The organism is Pseudomonas sp. W4I3 (assembly GCF_030816195.1).
Lineage (GTDB): Bacteria > Pseudomonadota > Gammaproteobacteria > Pseudomonadales > Pseudomonadaceae > Aquipseudomonas.
Genome location: NZ_JAUSXS010000001.1, coordinates 4090628 through 4111655, shown reverse-complemented (window position 1 = coordinate 4111655; position 21028 = coordinate 4090628). Strand labels below are relative to the sequence as shown.

Below are 21028 nucleotides of genomic sequence, written 5' to 3'. Positions count from 1 at the left end.
CCGTTGTGCTAACGATCTACAACACACTCAGCAAGACCAAAGAAGTCTTCAAGCCGCTCGATGGCAACAAGGTGCGCATGTACGTGTGCGGCATGACCGTGTACGACTACTGCCACATCGGCCATGGCCGCAGCATGGTTGCCTTTGACCTGGTGACCCGCTGGTTGCGGTTCAGCGGCTATGACCTGACCTATGTGCGCAACATCACCGACATCGACGACAAGATCATCAACCGCGCCAACGAAAACGGCGAGTCGTTCGACGCGCTGACCGAGCGCATGATCGCCGCGATGCACGAGGACGAGGCGCGCCTCAATATCCTCAAGCCAGACATGGAACCGCGTGCCACGGACCACATCCCTGGCATGCACGCGATGATCCAGACCTTGATCGACAAGGGCTACGCCTACGCGCCAGGTAATGGCGACGTGTACTACCGCGTCGCCAAGTTCATGGGCTACGGCAAACTGTCGCGCAAGAAGATCGAAGACCTGCGCATCGGCGCGCGCATCGAAGTCGACGAAGCCAAGCAGGATCCGCTCGACTTTGTCCTGTGGAAAGCCACCAAGCCTGGCGAGCCAAGCTGGGAGTCGCCATGGGGCGCCGGGCGTCCGGGCTGGCACATCGAATGCTCGGTGATGTCCACCTGCTGCCTGGGCGAGACGTTCGACATTCATGGCGGCGGCAGCGACCTGGAGTTCCCGCACCACGAGAACGAAATCGCCCAGAGCGAAGCCGCCACCGGCAAGACCTACGCCAACGCCTGGATGCACTGCGGCATGATCCGCATCAATGGCGAGAAGATGTCCAAGTCCTTGAACAACTTCTTCACCATCCGCGACGTGCTGGCCAAGTACCACCCGGAGGTTGTGCGTTACTTGCTGGTGTCCAGCCATTACCGCAGCGCCATCAACTACTCGGAAGACAACCTCAAGGACGCCAAGGGCGCCCTGGAGCGTTTCTACCATGCGTTGAAAGGCCTGCCCTGCGTGGCACCGGCTGGAGGCGAAGCCTTCGTGGCCCGCTTCACCGAAGTGATGAACGACGACTTCGGTACCCCCGAAGCCTGCGCGGTACTGTTCGAGATGGTGCGTGAGATCAACCGCTTGCGCGAGACCGATGTCGAGGCGGCAGCGGGTCTGGCGGCTCGTCTGAAAGAACTGGCGAGCGTGCTGGGCGTGTTGCAGATGGAGGCTGATGACTTCCTGCAAGCCGGCGCTGAAGGGCGCGTGGATGCGGCGCAAGTCGATGCGCTGATCCAGGCGCGCTTGACCGCTCGGGCCAACAAGGACTGGGCCGAATCCGACCGTATCCGTGACCAACTGACCGCAATGGGCGTTGTGCTGGAAGACGGCAAGGGCGGGACGACCTGGCGGCTGGCTGACCAGGCCTGATTGGTAACCCGATACAAATGTGGGAGGGGGCAAGCCCCTCCCACAATTTTTTTTCACGGCTGCTGACTTCGGCGCGCCCCCTGAATCCAGATACTTACTTTTCAGTGAGCCCATTACCTTTTCGTGCGTTCTTGTGGCCCTCTGCGTCCCGTTCCTATCCTGCGGTCTTCATTTACCCAGGAGTCGGTTTCATGAGCTTTGATCTAGAACTGGAAGGCCTTCGTGCACTCGTTACCGGAGGCACCAAGGGCATCGGCGCTGCGGTGGTTGGCGCGTTGCAGGAACAAGGCGTGCAAGTGATTTCGGTCGCGCGTTCGGCGGCGGATTTGACACCTGAAGGCGTGCATTTCATCGCCGCCGACCTCGGCACTGCCGCCGGTTGTGCGAGTGCCACCGAGGCGGTGCAAGATCGCTTTGGCGGTGTGGATATCATCGTCAATGTGCTCGGTGGTTCCAGCGCGCCAGGCGGTGGTTTTGCCGTGCTGGATGATGAGCAGTGGGCAAGTGCGCTGGGCCAGAACCTGATGGCGGCGGTGCGGGTGGATCGAGCGCTGTTGCCGGGGATGATCGAGCGTGGGGCAGGGGTGATTATTCATGTCACGTCCATCCAGCGCGAATTGCCGTTGCCGGAATCGACCACGGCGTATGCCGCCGCAAAGGCAGCGTTGGCGACCTACAGCAAGAGCCTGTCCAAGGAGGTGACGCCAAAAGGTGTGCGCGTAGTGCGTGTATCGCCGGGCTGGGTGGAGACGGACGCGGCGGTGGCGCTTGCAGAGCGCTTGGCGCAGCAAGCGGGAACGGATTACGAGGGCGGCAAGCAGATCATCATGCAGGCGCTGGGCGGCATTCCGCTGGGTCGGCCGGCCAAGCCCCGGGAGGTGGCGGATTTGATCGCCTTTCTGGTGTCGCCGCGCGCCGCTTCGATCAGCGGGACCGAATACGTGATCGACGGCGGCACCGTGCCCACCGTCTAGATTACCGGCTTGGCGGCCTGCCATTTGAGCAGGCCATCCAACACCGGGCACAGGCTCTGGCCCCACTCGGTCATGCGGTATTCCACTTTGGGCGGCACCACCGGGTAGACCGTGCGGTGCACCAGGCCATCAGCTTCAAGCTGGCGCAGTTGTTGGGCGAGCATTTTCTGCGAGATATCCGGTATCAGCCGCTCAAGGTCCGAATAACGCTGCACCTGGCCGCCGAACAGATGAAACAGGATGATCAGTTTCCAGCGGCCGCCGAGCCAGTCGAGGGTGGTTTCGACGGCAGCCGCGGCGGTGGCGGGGGTGTGGGTTTCGCTCATTGCGTAGCTCCTGGATATTTGCAACAGCTTCAAATGTGGGAGGGGGCTTGCTCCCGATTGCGGTGGGCCAGTTACAGATGAACTGGCTGAACCACCGCTATCGGGAGCAAGCCCCCTCCCACATTTTTAACCGTGTCGATCTTTAATCAGCGGCGGCTGCTGACTTCGGCGGGTACATCGTCGCCGGCCATGCGCTTGCGGAACAGCGCGGTCCGGGCCAATAGCAGCGTGGTCACCGGCACCGTGATTGACAACAGAATCGGTATCAACCAGCCGTGCAACACTGGCCCGGACTTGAGCACCGAAAAATAGATGATCGAGGCCAACGCCACGCACCAGGCGCCAATCGTCGAGGCCAGCGCCGGCGGGTGCATGCGCTGGAAGAAGTCTTTCATCCTCAGCAGTCCAATTGCTCCGATCAACGCGAACACACTGCTGAGTACCAGCAATGCCGCAACGACAATTTCCATCCATAACGGCATCATTCGATCACCTCGCCACGCAACAGGAATTTGGCCAGGGCAAACGAGCCCACGAAGCCAAACAGCGCAATCAGCAGCGCTGCTTCAAAGTAGGTGTCACTGGCATACCGGATGCCCAGCACCAGCATCATCAGCATGGCCAGGATGTACAGGTAGTCCAGTGCCAGTACCCGGTCCTGAGCTGACGGGCCTTTGAACAGGCGGATCAGGGTCAGCACCATGGCCACGGAAAACAGGAACAGGCTGAGCAGGATCGCATTGGCGAGCAGGGCGCTCATTCGAAGATCTCCATCAGGGGCCGCTCGTAGGTGGCCTTGAAGTGCTCGATAAAGGACGCTTCCTCGTCCAGGTCGAACACGTGCAAGAGCAGGACGCTGCGGTCCAGCGCCAGTTCGGACCAGATGGTGCCGGGAATCACCGTGGTGATCATCGACAGCGCCGCGAGGCCATTGGGGCTGCGCAGGTCCAAGGGAATCTTGATAAAGCGCGAACGCGGCGCTCGTGTGCCGCAGGTCAGCACGCCCCAGGCCACTTGCAGGTTGGAAACGATGACGTCGCGGCCCACCAGCAGGAACAGGCGCAGCACCACCCCGGGACGACGCAGGCTGATCGGTTGCGGGCGCAGTGGCGCCATCATCAGCGGCGCCAGAAAACCCAGCAGCGCGCCAAGCAGCAGGTTGCCGGGGCTGACCGACAGGTTCAGCACCAGCCACAGCATCCAGAGCGCCAGGGACAGCCACGGTGCAGGGAGCAGTTGCTTCATGGTTGCACCTCCAGCGCGGCAGCCTGGGCTTCAGGGCTCGGCACCGGGCGCGTGGCCAGCACCGCCATCACGTAGCGTTCCGGGTTGTTCAGGCTGACGGCGGTGGCCTGGGTATAGCGCATCAGCGGCTCGGCCTTGAAGGTCAGCAGGATGCTCAAGCCCAGCAGGAAGAAGATGGGCACGCACTCGTAGCGGCGCAGCAACGGCGATGGGCGCTCTTCGGGGGTCCAGAAGCGCTGGATGCCGAGCCGTGCGAATGCAATCAGCGAGGCCAGGCCAGACAGGATCAGCAGCGCCACCAGGCCCCACGCCGCCGGGCGAATGGGTTCATCCACCGCATTGCCCAGGCCCAGCGGGTTGACCAGCGCGCTCAACAAGCTGAGCTTGCCGATAAACCCGGACAGCGGCGGCATACCGATAATCAGCAAGGCGCAGGCGACAAAGCTCAAGCCCAGAAACGCCATGGTCCAAGGGATCACCTGGCCGACCACGGCTTTCTGCTCATCGTCGAGGTTGACGCCGGGCCGTGGATGCAGGGATTCCATGGCCTTGGGCAGCGCGTCGATCTCTTCGTCCAGCGGCAGGTCATTGGCCGAGCGCGAGCGTTCGATCAGTTCAGCCAGCAGGAACAACGCGCTCAGCGCCAAAGTGGAGCTGACCAGATAAAACAGTGCCCCGGCCGTCAGGCTCGGCTGGGCAAACCCCACGGACGACAACAGGATCCCGGCCGAGACCAGGATGCTCAGGCTGGCCATGCGTTCCAGGCGCTGCGCCGCGAGCATTGCCAGCGCTGCGCACACAATGGTCGCCATGCCGCCGTACACCAGCCAGTCACCGCCAAACAACGCCGAAGCGCCAGCCTGGCCGGAGAACAGCAACGTCCACAAGCGCAGCACGGTGTACACGCCGACCTTGGTCATGATCGCGAACATCGCCGCCACCGGCGCGCTGGCCGAGGAGTAGGCAGGCGCCAGCCAGAAGTTCAGTGGCCACATGCCGGCCTTGGCCAGGAACGCGGTGGCCAGGATCGCCGCGCCGGCGTGCAGCAGGCCGCGATCGGCCTCCGGCACCAATGGGATTTTCAGCGCCAGGTCAGCGAAGTTCAGCGTGCCGGTCACCCCGTAGATCATCGCCGCGCCGATCAGGAACAGCGACGATGCCAGCAGGTTGATCGCGATGTAATGCAGCCCTGACGACACCCGTGCGCGGCCGGAGCCGTGCAGCATCAAGCCGTAGGACGCCGCCAGCAGCACTTCGAAGAACACGAACAGGTTGAACAGGTCGGCGGTGAGGAAGGCCCCGTACAGGCCCATCATCTGCACCTGGAACAGCGCGTGGAAGCTGGTGCCGGCACGGTCCCAGCGGGCCATGGCGAACAGCAGCGCGCTGACGCCGATGATCCCGGTCAGCACCAGCATCAGCGCCGACAGTTGATCCACCACCAGCACGATACCGAACGGCACTTGCCAGTTGCCCGGCAGGTACACGCCAATCGAGCCGGGGCCGCCTTTTTGCGTCCAGTACAACAGCAGAACGGCGACGCCCAACCCGAGCATGCTCGAGACCAGGTTGATTTTTGCCTTCAGCGGGCGGCGTTTTTCGCCGAGCATCAGCATCAGCGCTGCAGTCAGCAAGGGCAGCAGGATCGGCGCGACGATCAGTTGATTGACCCAATTCATTGCTTGGGCTCCCGGCCATCCACATGGTCGGTGCCGGTCAGGCCTCGGGAGGCCAGCAACACCACCAGGAACAACCGCGGTCATGGCGAAGCTGATCACGATGGCCGTGAGCACCAGCGCCTGGGGCAGGGGGTCGGTGTAATTGAGCAGGTCCTGTGGCACGCCGTCCTTGATGATCGGCTCTTTGCCGATAAACAGGCTACCCATGCTGAAAATGAACAGGTTGACCCCGTAGGACAACAGGCACAGGCCCATCACCACCTGGAACGTCCGTGGCCGCAGGATCAACCAGACGCCGGAGGCTGCCAGCACCCCAATGGCAATTGCGATGACTTCTTCCATCAGGCGGCAGCTCCTTGTGGGTTGGCGACGGGTTTGGGCTGGTTGCTCGGTTTGTGCGCTCGCACCGACTGGTGGCCGAGGGCGGTGAGCATCAGCAGGGTCGAGCCGACGACCATGGCGTACACGCCGACGTCGAAGAACAAGGCGCTGGCGATATGGATATCGCCCAGCACCGGCAGGCTCAGGTGCCAGGTGTGGGTGGTGAGGAACGGGTACCCGACGAACAACGCGCCAAGCCCGGTGAGGGTCGCCGACAACAGGCCGAAGCCCATCCAGCGCATCGGCCGCAGGCTCATCTGCGCCTCGACCCACTGCGTGCCGGCCACCATGTATTGCAGGATAAACGCCACCGACATCACCAGCCCCGCGACAAAGCCGCCGCCCGGTTGATTGTGCCCACGCATGAACAGGTAGAGCGACACCACCAGCGCTATCGGCAACAGCAGGCGCACCAGCACCGCCGGCACCATCATGTAGCCCAGGGCGGTGTCGCTGGCCTGGCGTGGGTTGACCAGGTCGGTGGCCACATCGGGCGCGAGTTGACGCTGCTGGGGCGGCAACTCCATGCTTTCCTTCGACGGACGGAAGCGCCGCAGCAGTGCGTATACCGTCAGCGCCACCGCGCCGAGCACGGTGATTTCGCCGAGGGTGTCGAAGCCGCGGAAGTCCACCAGCATCACGTTCACCACATTGCTGCCGCCGCCTTCGGGCAGTGCGCGGCTGAGGTAGAACGAGGAGATATCGTTGGGCGTCTGGCGGGTCAGCATCGCGTAAGACAGCAGCGCCATGCCGCCGCCCACCACGGTGGACAGCAGGAAGTCGCGCAGGCGCCGGACGCGCGCCTTGCGCAGCGAGCTGGGCAGCGGCGAGACCTCTTCGATCCGGCGTGGCAACCAGCGCAGGCCGAGCAGGATCAGCACGGTGGTCACTACTTCCACCACCAGTTGCGTCAGCGCCAGGTCCGGCGCCGAGAACCACACGAAGGTAACGCAGGTCATCAGGCCGCACACGCTGACCATGGTCAGGGCTGCCAGCCGGTGGTACTTGGCCTGCCAGGCGGCGCCCAGCGCGCAGGCAATCGCCAGCAGCCACAGGGTGACGAACACGATGGAACCGGGGATCTTCGGCCGGTCGCCCCAGCTCAGGCCACTGTTGAGCATGGGGATCATGGCGCCGATCACCGCCACGATCACCAGCAGGAACAGCTGGGTCTGCAGGCGCTTGGTGCTGATGCGCTTCTCGATGCGGCGCACGCCGCGCATCATCAGCACCAGGCAGCGCTCGAAGCCGCGCTTGCCATTGAAGTAGCCGATCAGCGGCGGGTAGGCGAAGCGGCCGCGCTTGAGTTGCTTGCGCAACATCAGGTACAGCACCACGCCGCCGCACATGGCCACCAGGCTCATGATCAGCGGTGCATTCCAGCCGTGCCAGATCGCCAGGCTGTACTCGGGCAGCACGCCGCCCACCACCGGCAACGCGGCGGCGGCGAGGATCGAACCGACCATCTGCGCAGGAAAGATGCCCACCAGCAGGCAGGTGAACACCAGCAGTTCAACCGGCGCACGCATCCAGCGCGGGGGTTCGTGGGGGGTGTGAGGCAGGTCGGTGGCCGGCGGGCCGAAGAACACGTCCACGGTAAATCGCAAGGCGTAAGCCACGCTGAAGGTACCGGCGATGGTCGCGATCACCGGCAGCGTGATTTCCACCCATTTTGTCGCCGAGATAAATACCGTTTCGGCGAAGAACATCTCTTTGGACAAGAAACCATTGAGCAACGGCACGCCGGCCATCGAGGCACTGGCCACCATCGCCAGGGTCGCGGTAAACGGGATCAGGCGCACCAACCCACTGAGCTTGCGGATGTCCCGCGTGCCGCTTTCGTGGTCGATGATGCCCGCCGCCATGAACAGCGAGGCCTTGAACGTGGCGTGGTTGAGGATATGGAACACGGCCGCGACGGCAGCCAGCGGGCTGTTGAGGCCCAGCAGCAAGGTGATCAGCCCGAGGTGACTGATGGTGGAGTAGGCCAGCAGGCCCTTGAGATCGTTCTGAAACATGGCGCAGTAGGCGCCGAGGAGGAGGGTAATGGCGCCGGCGCCGCCGACGATCCAGAACCATTCTTCGCTGCCGGACAATGACGGCCACAGGCGGGCCAGCAGGAACACGCCGGCCTTCACCATCGTGGCCGAGTGCAGATAGGCCGAAACTGGCGTGGGCGCCGCCATGGCGTGGGGCAGCCAGAAATGGAACGGGAACTGCGCGCTTTTGCTCAAGGCGCCGAGCAGCACCAGGGCCAGCATCACTGGGTACAGCGAGTGCGCGCGGATTTGATCACCGGCCGCCAGCACCTGGTCCAGGTCATAGCTGCCGACGATATGCCCGAGCAACATCACCCCAGCCAGCAGGCACAAGCCGCCCGCGCCGGTGACCATCAACGCCATGTAGGCGCCGCGCCTGGCATCGGCGCGGTGGTGCCAGTAACCGATCAGCAGGAACGAGAACAGGCTGGTCAGTTCCCAGAAAAATACGATCTGCACCAGGTTGCCGGAAATCACCAGGCCGAGCATGGCGCCCATGAAGGCCAGGAAAAACGCAAAGAAACGCGGCACCGGGTCGTCCGGCGACATGTAGTAACGCGCGTACAGCGACACCAGTGTGCCGATGCCCAGCACCAGCATCGAGAACAGCCAGGCGAAGCCATCCATGCGCAGCACGAAATTCAGGCCGAGGCTGGGCAACCACATGAATTCTTCACGGATGACGCCACCGTGGGCGATCTGGGGGTAAAGCAGGGCGACTTGTACGGTGCCGACCAAGGCCACCAAACCAGCCAGCAACGATTCGGTGTTACGTGCGTTGTGCGGCAGCAAGGCCGCCAGACAGCTGCCAATGAATGGCAGAAGCAGTAGAACTATCAGGGACATAGGCTTCTAATCTGCGGGAGTTTGGGATGCATCATACGTGCCGCTTTCTCGATCACCAAACGGCAAGATGTGGCAGAATCCTACAGATGCAGTAGAAAGCAGCTACAAGCGGCAAGCTGCAATAGAATAGCCGATCGCGTATTTCTTGCAGCTTGCAGCTCAAAACATCACCGCTGACTTTCCGGTTCAACTTCGACCTTGGCATCGATCACTTTCGAGCTGCTTCTCTTCATCTCACTCACAATCACCGCCAGCACGATCAACGCGGCCCCCACCATCGCAATCGGCGGGAATCGCTCGCCGGCCAGTCGCCCCACCACGCCAGCCCACACGGGCTCACCGGCATAGATCAAGGTGGCGCGGGTCGGCGACACACTCTGCTGGGCCCAATTCATCGCCACCTGGATCACCGCGCTGGTCAAGCCCAGGCCGACCGCACTAAATAGCAGCAGCCACGAAAAACCCGGCAAGGCCTCACCCATCGGCACCACCATCAGGAACGACAGCAGCGACGCCGTGGCCAGTTGCACCACGGTTACGCGCCGCACGTCCACCTGCCCGGCAAAGGCGCTGATCATAATAATTTCGGCGGCAATCGCCACGGCGCTGATCAGCGTAGCGATTTCACCGGGGCTGAAATTCAGCGACGCACCGGTCGGGCCAGTCAGCAGCATCAACCCGGCAAACGCCAGCATGATGCCGAGGCTCGGCATCAACCCTGGGCGTCGGCCCAGCACCAGCCACTGCAACAACGGCACGAACGGCACATAGAGCGCAGTGATGAACGCCGACTGGCTGCTCAGAATCGTCTGCAGGCCAATAGTCTGCAGGCCGTAGCCGAACATGATCGCCACGCCGATGAACACCCCGGCCTTCAACTCCAGAAAGGTCAGGTCGCGCAGGGTGCGCAGGGAAAAAAAGCCGACCACAATGGCTGCCGCCGCAAAGCGCAGGCCCACGAAAAACATCGGCCCGCTGACGGTCATGGCATGGTGCACCAGCAAGAAGGTGCCGCCCCAGATCATGGTGATGACGACCAGGATGCATTCGGCTTTGCTCAAACGATTGAAACGCGAAGGGGAGTTCGGGGCGGTCATGGCGGCTCGGTCTTGCAAGGGAAGGGCACGGACCGCACAATGCGCCGCACGCTGGGCAGTATACTGCGCACACCTACCCATTGAGCAATATAGTGCACAAAGAAAATCCACAACGGGCTTCGGTCCTGCAACACGTCAGCCAGAACGTGCGTCGCCTGCGCCATGCCGCCGACCTGAGCCAGACCGCGCTTTCGGAAAAGTCCGGGGTCAGCCGGCGCATGCTGGTGGCCATTGAGGCCGGCGAGAAGAACGTCAGCCTGTCGACCCTCGACCGCGTCGCGGAAGCGTTGGATGTCGCCTTCAGCGATTTGATCCAGGCGCCGGATGCAGGCGACCACAGTCGCATCAACGAACTGGCCTGGGCCGGTGATATTCCCGGTAGCAAAGCGGTGTTGCTGGCCAAGGCCACTGCGCGGCGCGAAGTCGAGCTGTGGGAGATGCACCTGGCACCGGGCGACCGCTACAGCCCCGACCCCGACCCGGACGGCTGGAGTGTGCAGCTGTTCGTGTTCGAAGGTTGCCTCACGCTGTTGGTGGGGGATGAGGAAAAGCGCGTCGCCGCCGGTGAGTTCTATATGTTTGCCAGCCTTCATGTGCACGGCTATCGCAATGATGGCGACGTGACAGTGCGCTTTGTACGCAACGTGGTGATCTAACTGTTCGCTCGGCAACAGCGGATGGACACTTTGCTGGTATGACAGTCTCCACGGAACTTTCGGTAATGCATAAGTATTTGATTTAAATAATAATTTGTTTTGGGCACGACTTCTGCAAAGGCTCTGTTATTCCTTAGCAGCCTGGAAGTCGGCCCATGTCAGCCCACCCTCAACACCCTGCTCACATCATTCGCTCGGATGCGCAGGCAATCGAAGTTGCCACGCGCCTGGCCGCCCGTTTCGCCGTTGAGGCGAGTGAGCGCGACCGTGAGCGACGCCTGCCCATTACCGAGCTCGACGAGTTTTCCGCCAGCGGCCTGTGGGGCATCACCATTCCCAAGGCCTACGGCGGCGCCGAGGTGTCCTATGTGACCGTGGCCGAGGTGATCAAGTTGATCTCCGCCGCTGATCCTTCACTGGGGCAAATCCCGCAGAACCACCTCGGCGTGGTGGATATCCTCTTGCAAACCGCCACCGAGGAGCAAAAACGCCACTACTTCGGCAAGGTGTTGGCGGGCTATCGCTTCGGCAACGCTTTTTCCGAAGCCAAGAGCAAAAACGCCGGCACCTTCGACACCCAGATTCGCGTGGAGGGCGACGTAGCCCGCATTGACGGCGAGAAGTTCTACTGCACCGGGGCGCTGTTCGCCCATATCGTGCCGACCGTCGGCAATAACGAACACGGTCAGGCGTTGATTGCCTTTGTCGAGCGCGATGCCCCCGGCCTCACTGTGGTTGACAGCTGGGACGGCTTCGGCCAACGCACGACTGCCAGTGGTGGCGTGACCCTTGACGGTGTGACCGTACCCTCGAGTGCGGTGATTCCCGCGCACCAGGCGTTTGATCAACCCACCGCCAACGGCCCGATTTCGCAGATTATTCAGGCGGCGGTCGACACCGGCATTGCCCTCGGTGCCCTTGAGCAGGCCAAGCTCCATGCGCGCCAAGCGCGGCCCTGGATTGATAGCCAGCAGGAGCATGGCTGGCAAGACCCTTTCACCATCGCCGCTATCGGCGACCTGGAGTGGCGCGTGCACGGCACCGAAGCGATTCTCGCCAAGGCCGGCAGAGCGATCGACCTGGCCCTCGCCGAACCGACTGAAGACACTGTCGCCAATGCCTCGCTGATCGTTGCCCAGGCCAAGGTGCTGTCCGCCGAAACGGCCTTGCTCGCCAGCAGCAAACTCTTCGAACTGGCCGGCACGCGCTCGGTCACGGGCAAGCACAACCTCGACCGTTTCTGGCGTAACGCCCGCACCCACACGTTGCATGACCCGGCTCGCTGGAAGTACCACCTGATCGGCAACTTCGTGCTCAACGGCGTGAAACCCGCGCGCCACGCCTGGAACTGAGGACACTCCCAATGACTGCACTGAACCAGGCACGCCAACTGCTGGAAACCACCCGCCGCTTTGTCGAGCGCAGCGATGACCCGTATGTGATCAGCCGCTTCGGCGATCTGCAAATTCGTGTCGACGTGGCCGCCGCGCTGTTCGAGCGTGCCGAAACCGACCCCAGCCCGGTCGCCACCACCGAAGCCCAGATCGCTGCGGCCCAAGCCTTGATCGCCGCCAGCGATGCTGAATTCGAACTGACCGGCCAACGCACCGCGTTGCCGTCGTCGCTCGATGACCCGTTGCGCTGGAAATACCAGGTCGTTGGCAACTACCACCTCAACGGAGTGCTGTGATGTCCCGCCAAATCCGCTTGAATGCCTTCGACATGAACTGCGTCGGCCACCAATCTCCGGGGCTCTGGGCGCACCCGCGGGACCGTTCCTGGCAATACAAGGACCTGGAATACTGGACCGACCTGGCCAGAATCCTCGAGCGCGGCAAGTTCGACGGGCTGTTCATCGCCGATGTGCTGGGTATCTACGACGTGTACAACGGCAACGGCGATGCGGCGATCCGCCAGGCGGCGCAAGTGCCGGTCAATGATCCGTTGTCGCTGATCGCGCCGATGGCCATGGTCACCGAGCACCTGGGGTTTGGCCTGACGGCGTCGCTGTCGTTCGAACATCCGTATCCGTTCGCGCGCAGGCTTTCCACCCTGGACCACCTGACCAAGGGCCGTGTCGGTTGGAATATCGTCACGTCCTACCTGGAAAGCGGCGCCAAGAACCTCGGCCAGAAGGCCCAGACCGAACACGACGCACGTTACGACTACGCCGAGGAATACCTGGAAGTTTGCTACAAACTCTGGGAAGGCAGCTGGGAAGAGGGCGCGGTGTTGCGTGACCGCGAACGCCGGATTTTCAGCGACCCCAGCAAGATCCACGAGATTCGCCATGTGGGCAAACACTTTCAGGTGCCCGGCATTCACCTGTGCGAACCCTCACCGCAGCGTACGCCGGTGCTGTACCAGGCAGGGGCCTCCAGCCGTGGCAAGCAGTTCGCCGCCGAACAGGCCGAGTGTGTGTTCGTCGCCGCGCCGTCCAAGGTCCTGCTGAAAAAGACCGTGGCCGACATACGTCGGCGCGCAGCCGAGGCGGGGCGTGACCCGCGCAAAATCCTGATCTTCAACCTGCAGACAGTCATCGTCGCCGAGACCGATGCGCAGGCCAAGGCCAAGTTCGATGAATACAAATCCTATGTCAGCTACGAAGGCGCGATGGCGCTGATCTCCGGCTGGACCGGTATCGATTTCAGCCAGTTCAAGCCGGATGAGCCGCTCAAGCATGTACACACCAACGCGATTCAGTCGGCGGTGGAAGCCTTCTCCACGGCGGACCCGAACAAGGTCTGGACGCCGAACGCGCTGGCCGACTGGGTCGGCATCGGTGGTTTTGGCCCGTTGTTTGTCGGCGGCCCGGAGACGGTGGCGGATTTGCTGCAGGAATGGGTGGAGGAAACCGATGTGGACGGCTTCAACCTGGCCTATGCGCTGACTCACGAAACCTTTATCGACGCGGTGGAGTGGCTGGTGCCGGAGTTGCAGAAGCGTGGGGTGTACAAGACCGAATACGCCCAGGGTACCTTGCGTGAGAAGCTGTTTGGCGACGGGCCGAGGTTGGGCGCCAGTCACCCCGGCTCCGGCTACCGCGACCTATCTGGTTCACACAAAACCCCTGTGGGAGGGGGCTTGCCCCCGATAGCGGAGGGTCAGCAGTTGATCGGTGCCTGACACACCGCTATCGGGAGCAAGCCCCCTCCCACAGTGATATTCGTTGCCTGATATAGCCCCGCCAGCGGACCACCGCACGCCCACCACAAAATAGGAGCATCACCCCTATGAGCGTGCCCGCCCCCCAAGCCGCCCTGGAACGCCTGCACCACTGGGCACAACTCACGCCGCTGCACATCGCCTTGCGCCACAAGCGCCAGGGGCAATGGCATGCCTGGCGCTGGATCGATGTGTTGCGCGACGTTGAACGCCTGGCTGACGGTTTACGCCAGCTAGGCTACAACGAGCAGTCGCGGCTGGCGCTCAGCGGCGCGTTTGAGCCGAACCTGCTGTTGCTGGCGCTGGCGGCCGAGTCGGTGGGCGGGCAGGTGCTGACGCTGCCCGACAGCCTGGCGCCTCAAGTCTTGCAGCAACAGTTATGGCGCATTCGTCCCAGCCACGCCTACGTGCACGGCCGCCAGCCCGACTGGGAGTTTACCCAGCGCCTGGGATTCGCCCAGTTGCTCGGCCCCGTGGACCCCGCGCAGCACATCAGCCGTTGGTGGCATCCCAGCGGCGAAACCACGCTGTGGAGCGAGGAGGGCACCCATTGGCAAGGTGGCCTTGCGGTTGTGCTGCAGCAATGGCTCAACAGCGGCCACGGCCTGGCCTTCCCGGAAAGCCCGGCCTCGGCGCGGCGTGATCGCGGCGAAGTCGCCCCCACCGGTCTGCTGCTGTCGCCTGAAGGTTTGCAGCGCCTGGCCGGCGACATCGAAAGCCGCCTTGCCCCTCATGGCACCTGGCGCCGACGCCTGTGTGACTGGGCCATCGCCCATCCACAAAGCGGCCTGCGCCGATTGCTGAAAAATCGTGTGCGCAGATTGCTGGGCTTTCAGCGTCTGGCCTATATCTGGCAGCCGCTCAAATCCACTGCTGAGCCGACGTGGCTTGCCGAATTCAAACGGAAAAGCGCATGAGCCAAGCCATCCTTCAGGTGCGGGACATCTCGCTGTCGTTCAAGGGCGTCAAGGCGATCAATGCGTTGTCGTTCGAGGTGCGGCGCGGTGAGATCTGCGCGTTGATCGGCCCTAACGGCGCCGGCAAAAGCTCGCTGCTCAATGTGCTCAATGGTGTGTACCGCTTCGATGCCGGGGAGATCGTGTTCCAGGCGCAGCACTTTGATCGTATCGACCCGCTGGGCGCCGCTCGCCGAGGCATTGGTCGCACGTTCCAGAACAATGCGCTGTTCAAGAAAATGAGCGTGCTGGACAACATTCTCACCGGCCTGTCGCGGCATATGCGCAGCACTTTCATCGAACAGGCCCTCGGCTTGCCCCGCGCACGTCGAGAGGCCGCCGCGTTTCGCGAACGCGCCCAGGGCATCCTCGAATTCCTCGAGTTGCAGGCCCATCGTGAGGTGCTGGTGGGCAACCTGTCCTATGGCCTGCAAAAGCGCGTGGAACTGGGACGGGCGTTGATCGCCGGGCCCAGTCTGTTGTTGCTGGACGAACCCATGGCCGGGATGAACGCCGAGGAAAAACAGGAAATGGCGCGCTTCGTCGCCGACGTAAATCGCGACCTGGGCACCACCGTGGTGTTGATCGAGCACGACATGGGCGTGGTCATGGGTTTGTCCGACCATGTGGTGGTGCTCGATTACGGGCGCAAGGTCGGCGACGGTTCGCCGGCCGAGGTGCAAGCCAATCCCGAGGTGATCGCGGCCTACCTGGGCGTGGCGCAACCATGAGTATTCAAGCATGACCTTCTTCTTCGAAACCCTGCTCGGCGGCCTGCTCGCCGGCACCATGTATTCTCTGGTCGCCATCGGTTTTGTGCTGATCTACAAGGCCAGCGGCGTGTTCAATTTTGCCCAGGGCGCGATGCTGCTGTTTGCCGCGCTGACGTTCGTCAGCCTGCATGACCAGGGCGTGCCGTTTGCCCTGGCGTTGCTGCTGACGGTGATCGTGATGATCGTCGGCGCCTTGCTCATCGAGCGCCTGGTGTTGCGGCCGCTGGTGAACCGTTCGCAGATCACCCTGTTCATGGCCACCCTTGGCCTGTCCTTCATTATCGAGGGCTTGGCGCAGGGCTTGATGGGCTCGCAGGTGCGTGCGCTGGACCTGGGCATCGATGATGTGCCGCTGTTTATCGGGCCGCTGATGCTCAGCCAGTTCGACCTGATCGCCGCGGCCGCCGCCGTGGTGCTGGTGACGGTACTCGCGCTGCTGTTCAACAAGACCCGTATTGGCGTGTCGCTGCGTGCGGTGGCGGATGACACCACGGCGGCGCTGTCCATCGGCATCAACCTCAACCGGATCTGGCAGATCGTCTGGGCAGTGGCCGGGATCGTCGGGCTGGTAGCGGGGCTGTTGTGGGGCGCGCGCCAGGGTGTGCAGTTCTCGCTGTCACTGGTGGTGCTCAAGGCCTTGCCGGTGTTGATCATCGGTGGTTTCACCTCGATTGGCGGGGCCATTGTCGGCGGGCTGGTCGTGGGCGCGGCGGAGAACCTCGCCGAGGTGTATATCGGCCCGTTGATCGGCGGCGGCATCACGCCGTGGTTCGCCTATGTATTGGCCCTGGCCTTCCTGTATATCCGTCCCGCCGGCCTGTTTGGCGAGCGCGCCATCGAGCGAGTCTGAAACCATGTCGACCTCTGTTGCACACCACACTGCGCCGCTGCTGCTGACCACCCGGCGTGTGCCCTGGGGCCTGGTCGCCTGGCTGGCGCTGGCGTTTATCGCGGTACCGCTGTGGGGCGATGATTATTGGCTCAATGCGATCCTGATTCCATTTTTGGTGCTGTCACTGGCCGGCTTGGGCCTGAACCTGCTCACCGGTTACGCCGGGCAGACGTCGGTCGGCGCGGCAGGCTTCATGGCGGTGGGGGCCTTTGCTACCTACGGTTTCCTGCTGCGCCTGCCGGAGTTGGGCTTGCCGGTGGCGCTGCTCGGTGGTGGGGTTATCAGCGCGTTGGTGGGCCTGTTGTTCGGCCTGCCCAGCTCGCGGATCAAGGGTTTCTACCTGATGGTCACCACGTTGGCGGCGCAGTTTTTCCTCGAGTGGCTGTTCGTCAAATTCCCCTGGTTCTACAACTATGGCTCTTCCGGAACCATTTCCGCGCCGCAACTGACACTGTTGGGTCACGACCTCAACACCCCGCTGGGCCGCTACTGGCTGACTCTGGTCACGGTGCTGCTATTGACCTGGACCGCCGTCAACCTGGTGCGCAGCCAGGTCGGGCGCAACTGGATGGCGATCCGCGACATGGACACCGCCGCCGCCGTGGTCGGCATCCCCGTGGTGCGCTACAAGCGCCTGGCGTTTGCGATCAGCTCGTTCTACCTGGGCATCGCCGGCGCGCTGTGGGCCTTCGCTTACCTGGGCACGGCCAGCGCCAGCAGCTTTGATATCAACCGCTCATTCCAGATCCTGTTCATCATCATTATCGGTGGCATGGGCAGCATTGCCGGCAACTTCGTCGGCGCGGCGTTTATCAGTCTGCTGCCGATCCTGCTCAGCCACGCCGGGCAGGCGCTGTTCGGCGGCGCGGTGGATGCGGGGCAGCTGCAGAACCTGCAGAAAATCATTTTTGGCGCATTGATCATCGTGTTCCTGATCAAGGAACCCGAGGGTTTGATTCGCCTGTTGCACAACCTGCGTGACCGTCTGCGGCAGTGGCCGCTGCGCTTCTAACCTTCCTTCCCTCAAGAGAATCTCCATGCGTGCATCCTTGAAACGTTCCCTGGTCGGTACTGCGTTCGCACTGGCGGCCCTGGCCGGCGTTGTGCCCCAGGCCATCGCCTCGCCCGACCAGCAATTCATTCCCCTGGCCACCTACCGTGTTGGCGCCTACGCCTCCAGCGGCGTGCAGGTATGGGCCGGGATGATCGACTACCTGCGCTATATCAATGAGGTCGAAGGCGGCATCAATGGCGTGAAGCTGGTGTGGCAGGAGTGCGAGACCGAATGGACGGCAGAGAAGGGCATCGAGTGCTACGAGCGCTTCAAGAACGGCCTGGATGGCGCGCCGGTCGCGGTGTACCAACCCAATGGCGCACCGGCTGCCTACGCACTCAGCGAAAGAGCCGAAGTGGACAAGATCCCGCTCATCACCCTTGGTTACGGTCGCACCGAAGCCACCGACGGTACGGTGTTTCCGTACAACTTCCCGGTGATGCTGACCTTCTACAGTGAAGCCTCGACCCTGGTGAACTACATCGCCGAGCGCGAAGGCGGTTTCGACAAACTCAAGGGCAAGAAAATCGCCACGGTTTATCACGACTCGGCCTACGGTCGCGAAACCCTCGGCCCGCTGAAGCTGCTGGCCGAAAAGTACGGCTTTGAAAATATCCAGATTCCGGTGGCCGACCCCGGCAACGAGCAATCGGCGCAATGGCGCCAGGTACGCCAGGCCAATCCGGACTGGGTCTTCCTGCGCACCTGGGGCGTGTCCACCCCGGTGGCGGTGAAGACGGCGGCGCGCTTCGGCTTCCCGGTGGACCATATCATCGGCGATATCTGGGCCAGCTCCAGCGAAGACGTATTACCCGCCGGTGCCGCCGCCAAGGGCTACCTGGCGCTCACGCCCTACCCGGCGGGCAGCGACTTCGAGATCCACAAACGCCTCAAGCAGTACGTGCTCGACAAGGGCCACAGTGACCTCAAGGACCTGAAAAACTTCGGCAGCGTTTACTACAACTCAGGCCTGGTGAACGCTGCCGTGGCGGTGGAAGCGATCCGTACCGCCCAGGCCAAATTCGGCAAGCGCCCGCTCAATGGCGAAGAAGGCCGCTGGGGCCTGGAGCACTTGAACATCGACGATGCGCGGCTCAAGGACATGGGCTACCTGGGCCTGATGCAGAACCTCAAGCTGTCTTGCCGCGACCACGAAGGCGGCGGCTCGGCGCGGGTGCAGCAGTGGGACGGCGCCAACTGGGCGCTGATCAGCGACTGGATCGCCGCCGACCGTGCGCTGCTGCGCCCGCTGATCGATGAAAAGTCCGCCGCGTTCGCCAAGGAAAAACACCTGACGCCACGCACCTGCACCGGGGATGAATAAACCATGAGCCAACCTGCCACGCAGCCAGGGCGCCAGTCGTTGCTGAAGGTCGACGACATCGAGGTGATCTATGACGGTGCGATCCTGGCGGTGGCCGGGGTGTCGCTGAGTGTGCCCAAAGGCGCAATCGTGGCGCTGCTCGGCGCCAATGGCGCCGGCAAGAGCACCACGCTCAAAGCCATTTCCGGGCTGGTGCGCGCCGAGCGCGCCGAAGTCAGCCGTGGCCTGATCGAATACGCCGGCCACGACCTGGCCGGCGTAGACCCCAGCCAGCGCGTGCGCCAGGGCATGGTGCATGTGCTGGAAGGCCGGCATGTGTTCGGCCAGCTCACCGTCGAAGACAACCTGCGCAGCGGCGGCTTTGTACGGCGCTTGAGTCGCAAGGACATGGCCCACGATCTGGAGCGCATCTACACCTGGTTCCCCAGGCTCAAGACCAAGCGCCACACCCGTGCCGGGCTGACTTCCGGCGGCGAACAGCAAATGGTCGCCATTGGCCGGGCGTTGATGACCCGGCCGGCCCTGGTGCTGCTCGACGAGCCGTCGATGGGGTTGGCACCGATGATCGTGCAGGAAATTTTCGCGATCATCGCGCAGCTCAACCGCGAGCAACAGGTGAGCTTTTTGATCGCCGAACAGAATATCAACGTCGCGCTCACCTATGCGTCCCAAGGCTACGTGCTGGATACTGGGCGGGTGGTGCTGAGTGGCAGTGCCGCCGAGTTGTTGGCGCGCGGTGATTTGCATGACATCTATCTGGGTAAGCGCTAAGGACCAACGTGCATGAGTGAATCCATCCGCAACGCTGATGTACTGATCGTCGGCGGCGGCCTGAGCGGCACGATGCTGGCGGTGCAACTGCTGCGCCTGCCAGGCCGGCGGCGCATCTTGATAATTGAACCGCGTGCGGAACTGGGGCGTGGCGAGGCCTACAGCGCGGTCGAGCTGGGCCACACCTTGAACGGCAATGCGGCGCGCATGAGTGTCGACCCGGACAACGCCGATGACCTGACCCAATGGCTCACCGACTACATCGGCGCCGGGGGCTGGCCGGAATCGGCGCAGCAGCCGGTGCCCATCAGCGAACTGTTTCCGCCACGCGGGATTTTTGGTCTGTACGCACAGCAGCGCCTGGCCGAGGCCAAGGCGCTGTCGGCTTCCACGGTCGAGCATGTTCGTGCAGAGGTGGTCGATGTGCAGGTCGATACAGCCGGCACCCTGGTGTCCCTGGATACCGGCGAGCGCCTGCGGGGCGCCTTTGCGGTATTGGCCACCGGCATGTTCCCGGCGGCCCGCACGCCGCAGACCGAATCCAGCGGCCTGAACGCTGCGGCGCTGGACCCGTGGGACGTACAGGCCATGACCCGGCTCGACCCGCATTCGACTGTGCTGATCATCGGCTCCGGGCTGACCATGGTGGATGCCGTGGTGTCCCTGGAACAAGCCGGGCATCGTGGGCCGATCGAGGTGTTCTCGCGCCACGGTCTGTTGCCCCATGTGCGCCGCCAGCCGCCAAGCTGGGACGACTTTCTTGGCGCTGATCCCGCGCTGCGCAGCCCTCGGCAACTGGTGCGTGAAGTGCGGCGTCAATGCCGTATCGCGCTGGACCAGGACGTCGATTGGCAGGCGCCGCTGGACACGGTCCGTGTGCACATCGCCAGGTTGTGGAGCCAGGCCAGCGAGCGCGAGAAACGCCAGTTCGTGCGGCATGTGCGGCCGTGGTGGGAAAGCCACCACCACCGTTCGCCGCCGTTGAGTGCGCAGTTGGTGGAACGCTTGCATGCACAAGGGCGCTTGCGGATTCGCGCGGCGTCGTTCAAGGGCTTGGTGCCTTCGGCCAGCGGCGTGACGATTGGCTTGCGCTATCGCGGCGAGCAGACCCTCAGCCAAGTGTCCGGCACGGCGCTGATCAACTCCAGCGGCATCGAATACGACTGGCGCCGCGTGGCCCGGCCGTTGCCGCAGCAATTGCTCAAACGTGGGTTGATCCAGCCTGGGCCGTTGGCGCTGGGGATTGCAGCGGATGCCTCTGGCGCCGTGCGAGATGCCCAAGGCCAGGTGAGTGAGCGGCTGTTCGCCATGGGCCCGCCGTTGCGCGGGATGTGGTGGGAGAGTACCGCCGTCACGGATGTGGCGATTCAGGCCAAGGCACTGGCTTTGAAACTGACACAAATCTAAATGTGGGAGGGGGCTTGCTCCCGATAGCGGCGAATCAGTCACACATGCT

General features: G+C 63.1%; 20 protein-coding genes. 13 read left to right on the top strand and 7 right to left on the bottom strand.

The window, feature by feature from the left end; all coding sequences use genetic code 11:
- Window positions 1-5 precede the first annotated feature (5 nt).
- Together cysS and QF045_RS18595 are read left to right on the top strand one after the other, a co-directional pair.
- Window positions 6-1394: a cysteine--tRNA ligase gene (gene cysS, locus QF045_RS18600; protein ID WP_306493509.1), complete on the top strand. Its 1389-nt coding sequence runs from the start codon at window positions 6-8 to the stop codon at window positions 1392-1394.
- 191 nt (window positions 1395-1585) lie between these two features.
- Complete coding sequence (locus tag QF045_RS18595; RefSeq protein WP_306493508.1) at window positions 1586-2368, top strand: SDR family oxidoreductase; 783 nt, start codon at window positions 1586-1588, stop codon at window positions 2366-2368.
- Here QF045_RS18595 and QF045_RS18590 read toward each other — a convergent pair.
- The 7 genes from QF045_RS18590 to QF045_RS18560 all read right to left on the bottom strand — a co-directional run bounded on the left by QF045_RS18590 (window position 2365) and on the right by QF045_RS18560 (window position 9981).
- Window positions 2365-2694 carry a helix-turn-helix domain-containing protein gene (locus QF045_RS18590; protein WP_306493507.1) on the bottom strand — a complete coding sequence of 110 codons (330 nt, stop codon included), beginning with the start codon at window positions 2692-2694 and terminating at the stop codon, window positions 2365-2367. The two genes, QF045_RS18595 and QF045_RS18590, sit on opposite strands and share 4 nt — an antisense overlap.
- Before the next feature lie 146 nt (window positions 2695-2840).
- Window positions 2841-3179: a Na+/H+ antiporter subunit G gene (locus QF045_RS18585; protein ID WP_306493506.1), complete on the bottom strand. Its 339-nt coding sequence runs from the start codon at window positions 3177-3179 to the stop codon at window positions 2841-2843.
- Complete coding sequence (locus QF045_RS18580; RefSeq protein WP_306493505.1) at window positions 3176-3454, bottom strand: K+/H+ antiporter subunit F; 279 nt, start codon at window positions 3452-3454, stop codon at window positions 3176-3178. Before QF045_RS18580 ends, QF045_RS18585 begins: the two co-directional genes overlap by 4 nt.
- Window positions 3451-3939 (bottom strand): Na+/H+ antiporter subunit E, encoded by a 489-nt coding sequence (locus tag QF045_RS18575; protein ID WP_306493504.1) that lies wholly within the window; start codon window positions 3937-3939, stop codon window positions 3451-3453. The genes QF045_RS18580 and QF045_RS18575 overlap by 4 nt, the downstream gene beginning before the upstream one ends.
- Window positions 3936-5960, bottom strand: coding sequence for a monovalent cation/H+ antiporter subunit D (locus tag QF045_RS18570; protein ID WP_306493503.1), 2025 nt, complete (start codon window positions 5958-5960; stop codon window positions 3936-3938). Before QF045_RS18570 ends, QF045_RS18575 begins: the two co-directional genes overlap by 4 nt.
- Complete coding sequence (locus QF045_RS18565; RefSeq protein WP_306493502.1) at window positions 5960-8884, bottom strand: monovalent cation/H+ antiporter subunit A; 2925 nt, start codon at window positions 8882-8884, stop codon at window positions 5960-5962. Before QF045_RS18565 ends, QF045_RS18570 begins: the two co-directional genes overlap by 1 nt.
- Before the next feature lie 167 nt (window positions 8885-9051).
- On the bottom strand, window positions 9052-9981 hold the full coding sequence (locus QF045_RS18560) for a DMT family transporter (RefSeq protein ID WP_306493501.1): 930 nt from the start codon (window positions 9979-9981) through the stop codon (window positions 9052-9054).
- Window positions 9982-10073: 92 nt separating this feature from the next.
- Between QF045_RS18560 and QF045_RS18555 the strand changes: the two genes are divergently transcribed.
- The 11 genes from QF045_RS18555 to QF045_RS18505 all read left to right on the top strand — a co-directional run bounded on the left by QF045_RS18555 (window position 10074) and on the right by QF045_RS18505 (window position 20979).
- The gene (locus QF045_RS18555) at window positions 10074-10637 is read left to right on the top strand and encodes a helix-turn-helix domain-containing protein (RefSeq protein ID WP_306493499.1); all 564 of its coding nucleotides are present in this window, start codon (window positions 10074-10076) and stop codon (window positions 10635-10637) included.
- A 155-nt stretch (window positions 10638-10792) separates the two neighbouring features.
- Window positions 10793-11989 (top strand): SfnB family sulfur acquisition oxidoreductase, encoded by a 1197-nt coding sequence (locus QF045_RS18550; protein ID WP_306493498.1) that lies wholly within the window; start codon window positions 10793-10795, stop codon window positions 11987-11989.
- Between the two features lie 11 nt (window positions 11990-12000).
- The gene (locus tag QF045_RS18545) at window positions 12001-12327 is read left to right on the top strand and encodes an acyl-CoA dehydrogenase (protein WP_306493497.1); all 327 of its coding nucleotides are present in this window, start codon (window positions 12001-12003) and stop codon (window positions 12325-12327) included.
- The gene (locus tag QF045_RS18540; RefSeq protein ID WP_306493496.1) at window positions 12327-13763 is read left to right on the top strand and encodes an LLM class flavin-dependent oxidoreductase; all 1437 of its coding nucleotides are present in this window, start codon (window positions 12327-12329) and stop codon (window positions 13761-13763) included. The genes QF045_RS18545 and QF045_RS18540 overlap by 1 nt, the downstream gene beginning before the upstream one ends.
- A 107-nt stretch (window positions 13764-13870) precedes the next feature.
- Complete coding sequence (locus tag QF045_RS18535) at window positions 13871-14719, top strand: acyl-CoA synthetase (RefSeq protein ID WP_306493495.1); 849 nt, start codon at window positions 13871-13873, stop codon at window positions 14717-14719.
- Window positions 14716-15489, top strand: coding sequence for an ABC transporter ATP-binding protein (locus QF045_RS18530; RefSeq protein ID WP_306493494.1), 774 nt, complete (start codon window positions 14716-14718; stop codon window positions 15487-15489). The genes QF045_RS18535 and QF045_RS18530 overlap by 4 nt, the downstream gene beginning before the upstream one ends.
- Before the next feature lie 10 nt (window positions 15490-15499).
- Entirely contained in the window at window positions 15500-16381 is an 882-nt protein-coding gene (locus QF045_RS18525) for a branched-chain amino acid ABC transporter permease (protein ID WP_306493493.1), read from the top strand.
- Window positions 16382-16385: 4 nt separating this feature from the next.
- On the top strand, window positions 16386-17435 hold the full coding sequence (locus tag QF045_RS18520) for a branched-chain amino acid ABC transporter permease (protein WP_306493492.1): 1050 nt from the start codon (window positions 16386-16388) through the stop codon (window positions 17433-17435).
- A gap of 25 nt (window positions 17436-17460) precedes the next feature.
- On the top strand, window positions 17461-18801 hold the full coding sequence (locus QF045_RS18515; protein WP_306493491.1) for an ABC transporter substrate-binding protein: 1341 nt from the start codon (window positions 17461-17463) through the stop codon (window positions 18799-18801).
- A gap of 3 nt (window positions 18802-18804) precedes the next feature.
- Window positions 18805-19572 carry an ABC transporter ATP-binding protein gene (locus QF045_RS18510; protein ID WP_306493490.1) on the top strand — a complete coding sequence of 256 codons (768 nt, stop codon included), beginning with the start codon at window positions 18805-18807 and terminating at the stop codon, window positions 19570-19572.
- A 12-nt stretch (window positions 19573-19584) separates the two neighbouring features.
- Complete coding sequence (locus QF045_RS18505; protein ID WP_306493489.1) at window positions 19585-20979, top strand: FAD/NAD(P)-binding protein; 1395 nt, start codon at window positions 19585-19587, stop codon at window positions 20977-20979.
- Window positions 20980-21028 lie beyond the last annotated feature (49 nt).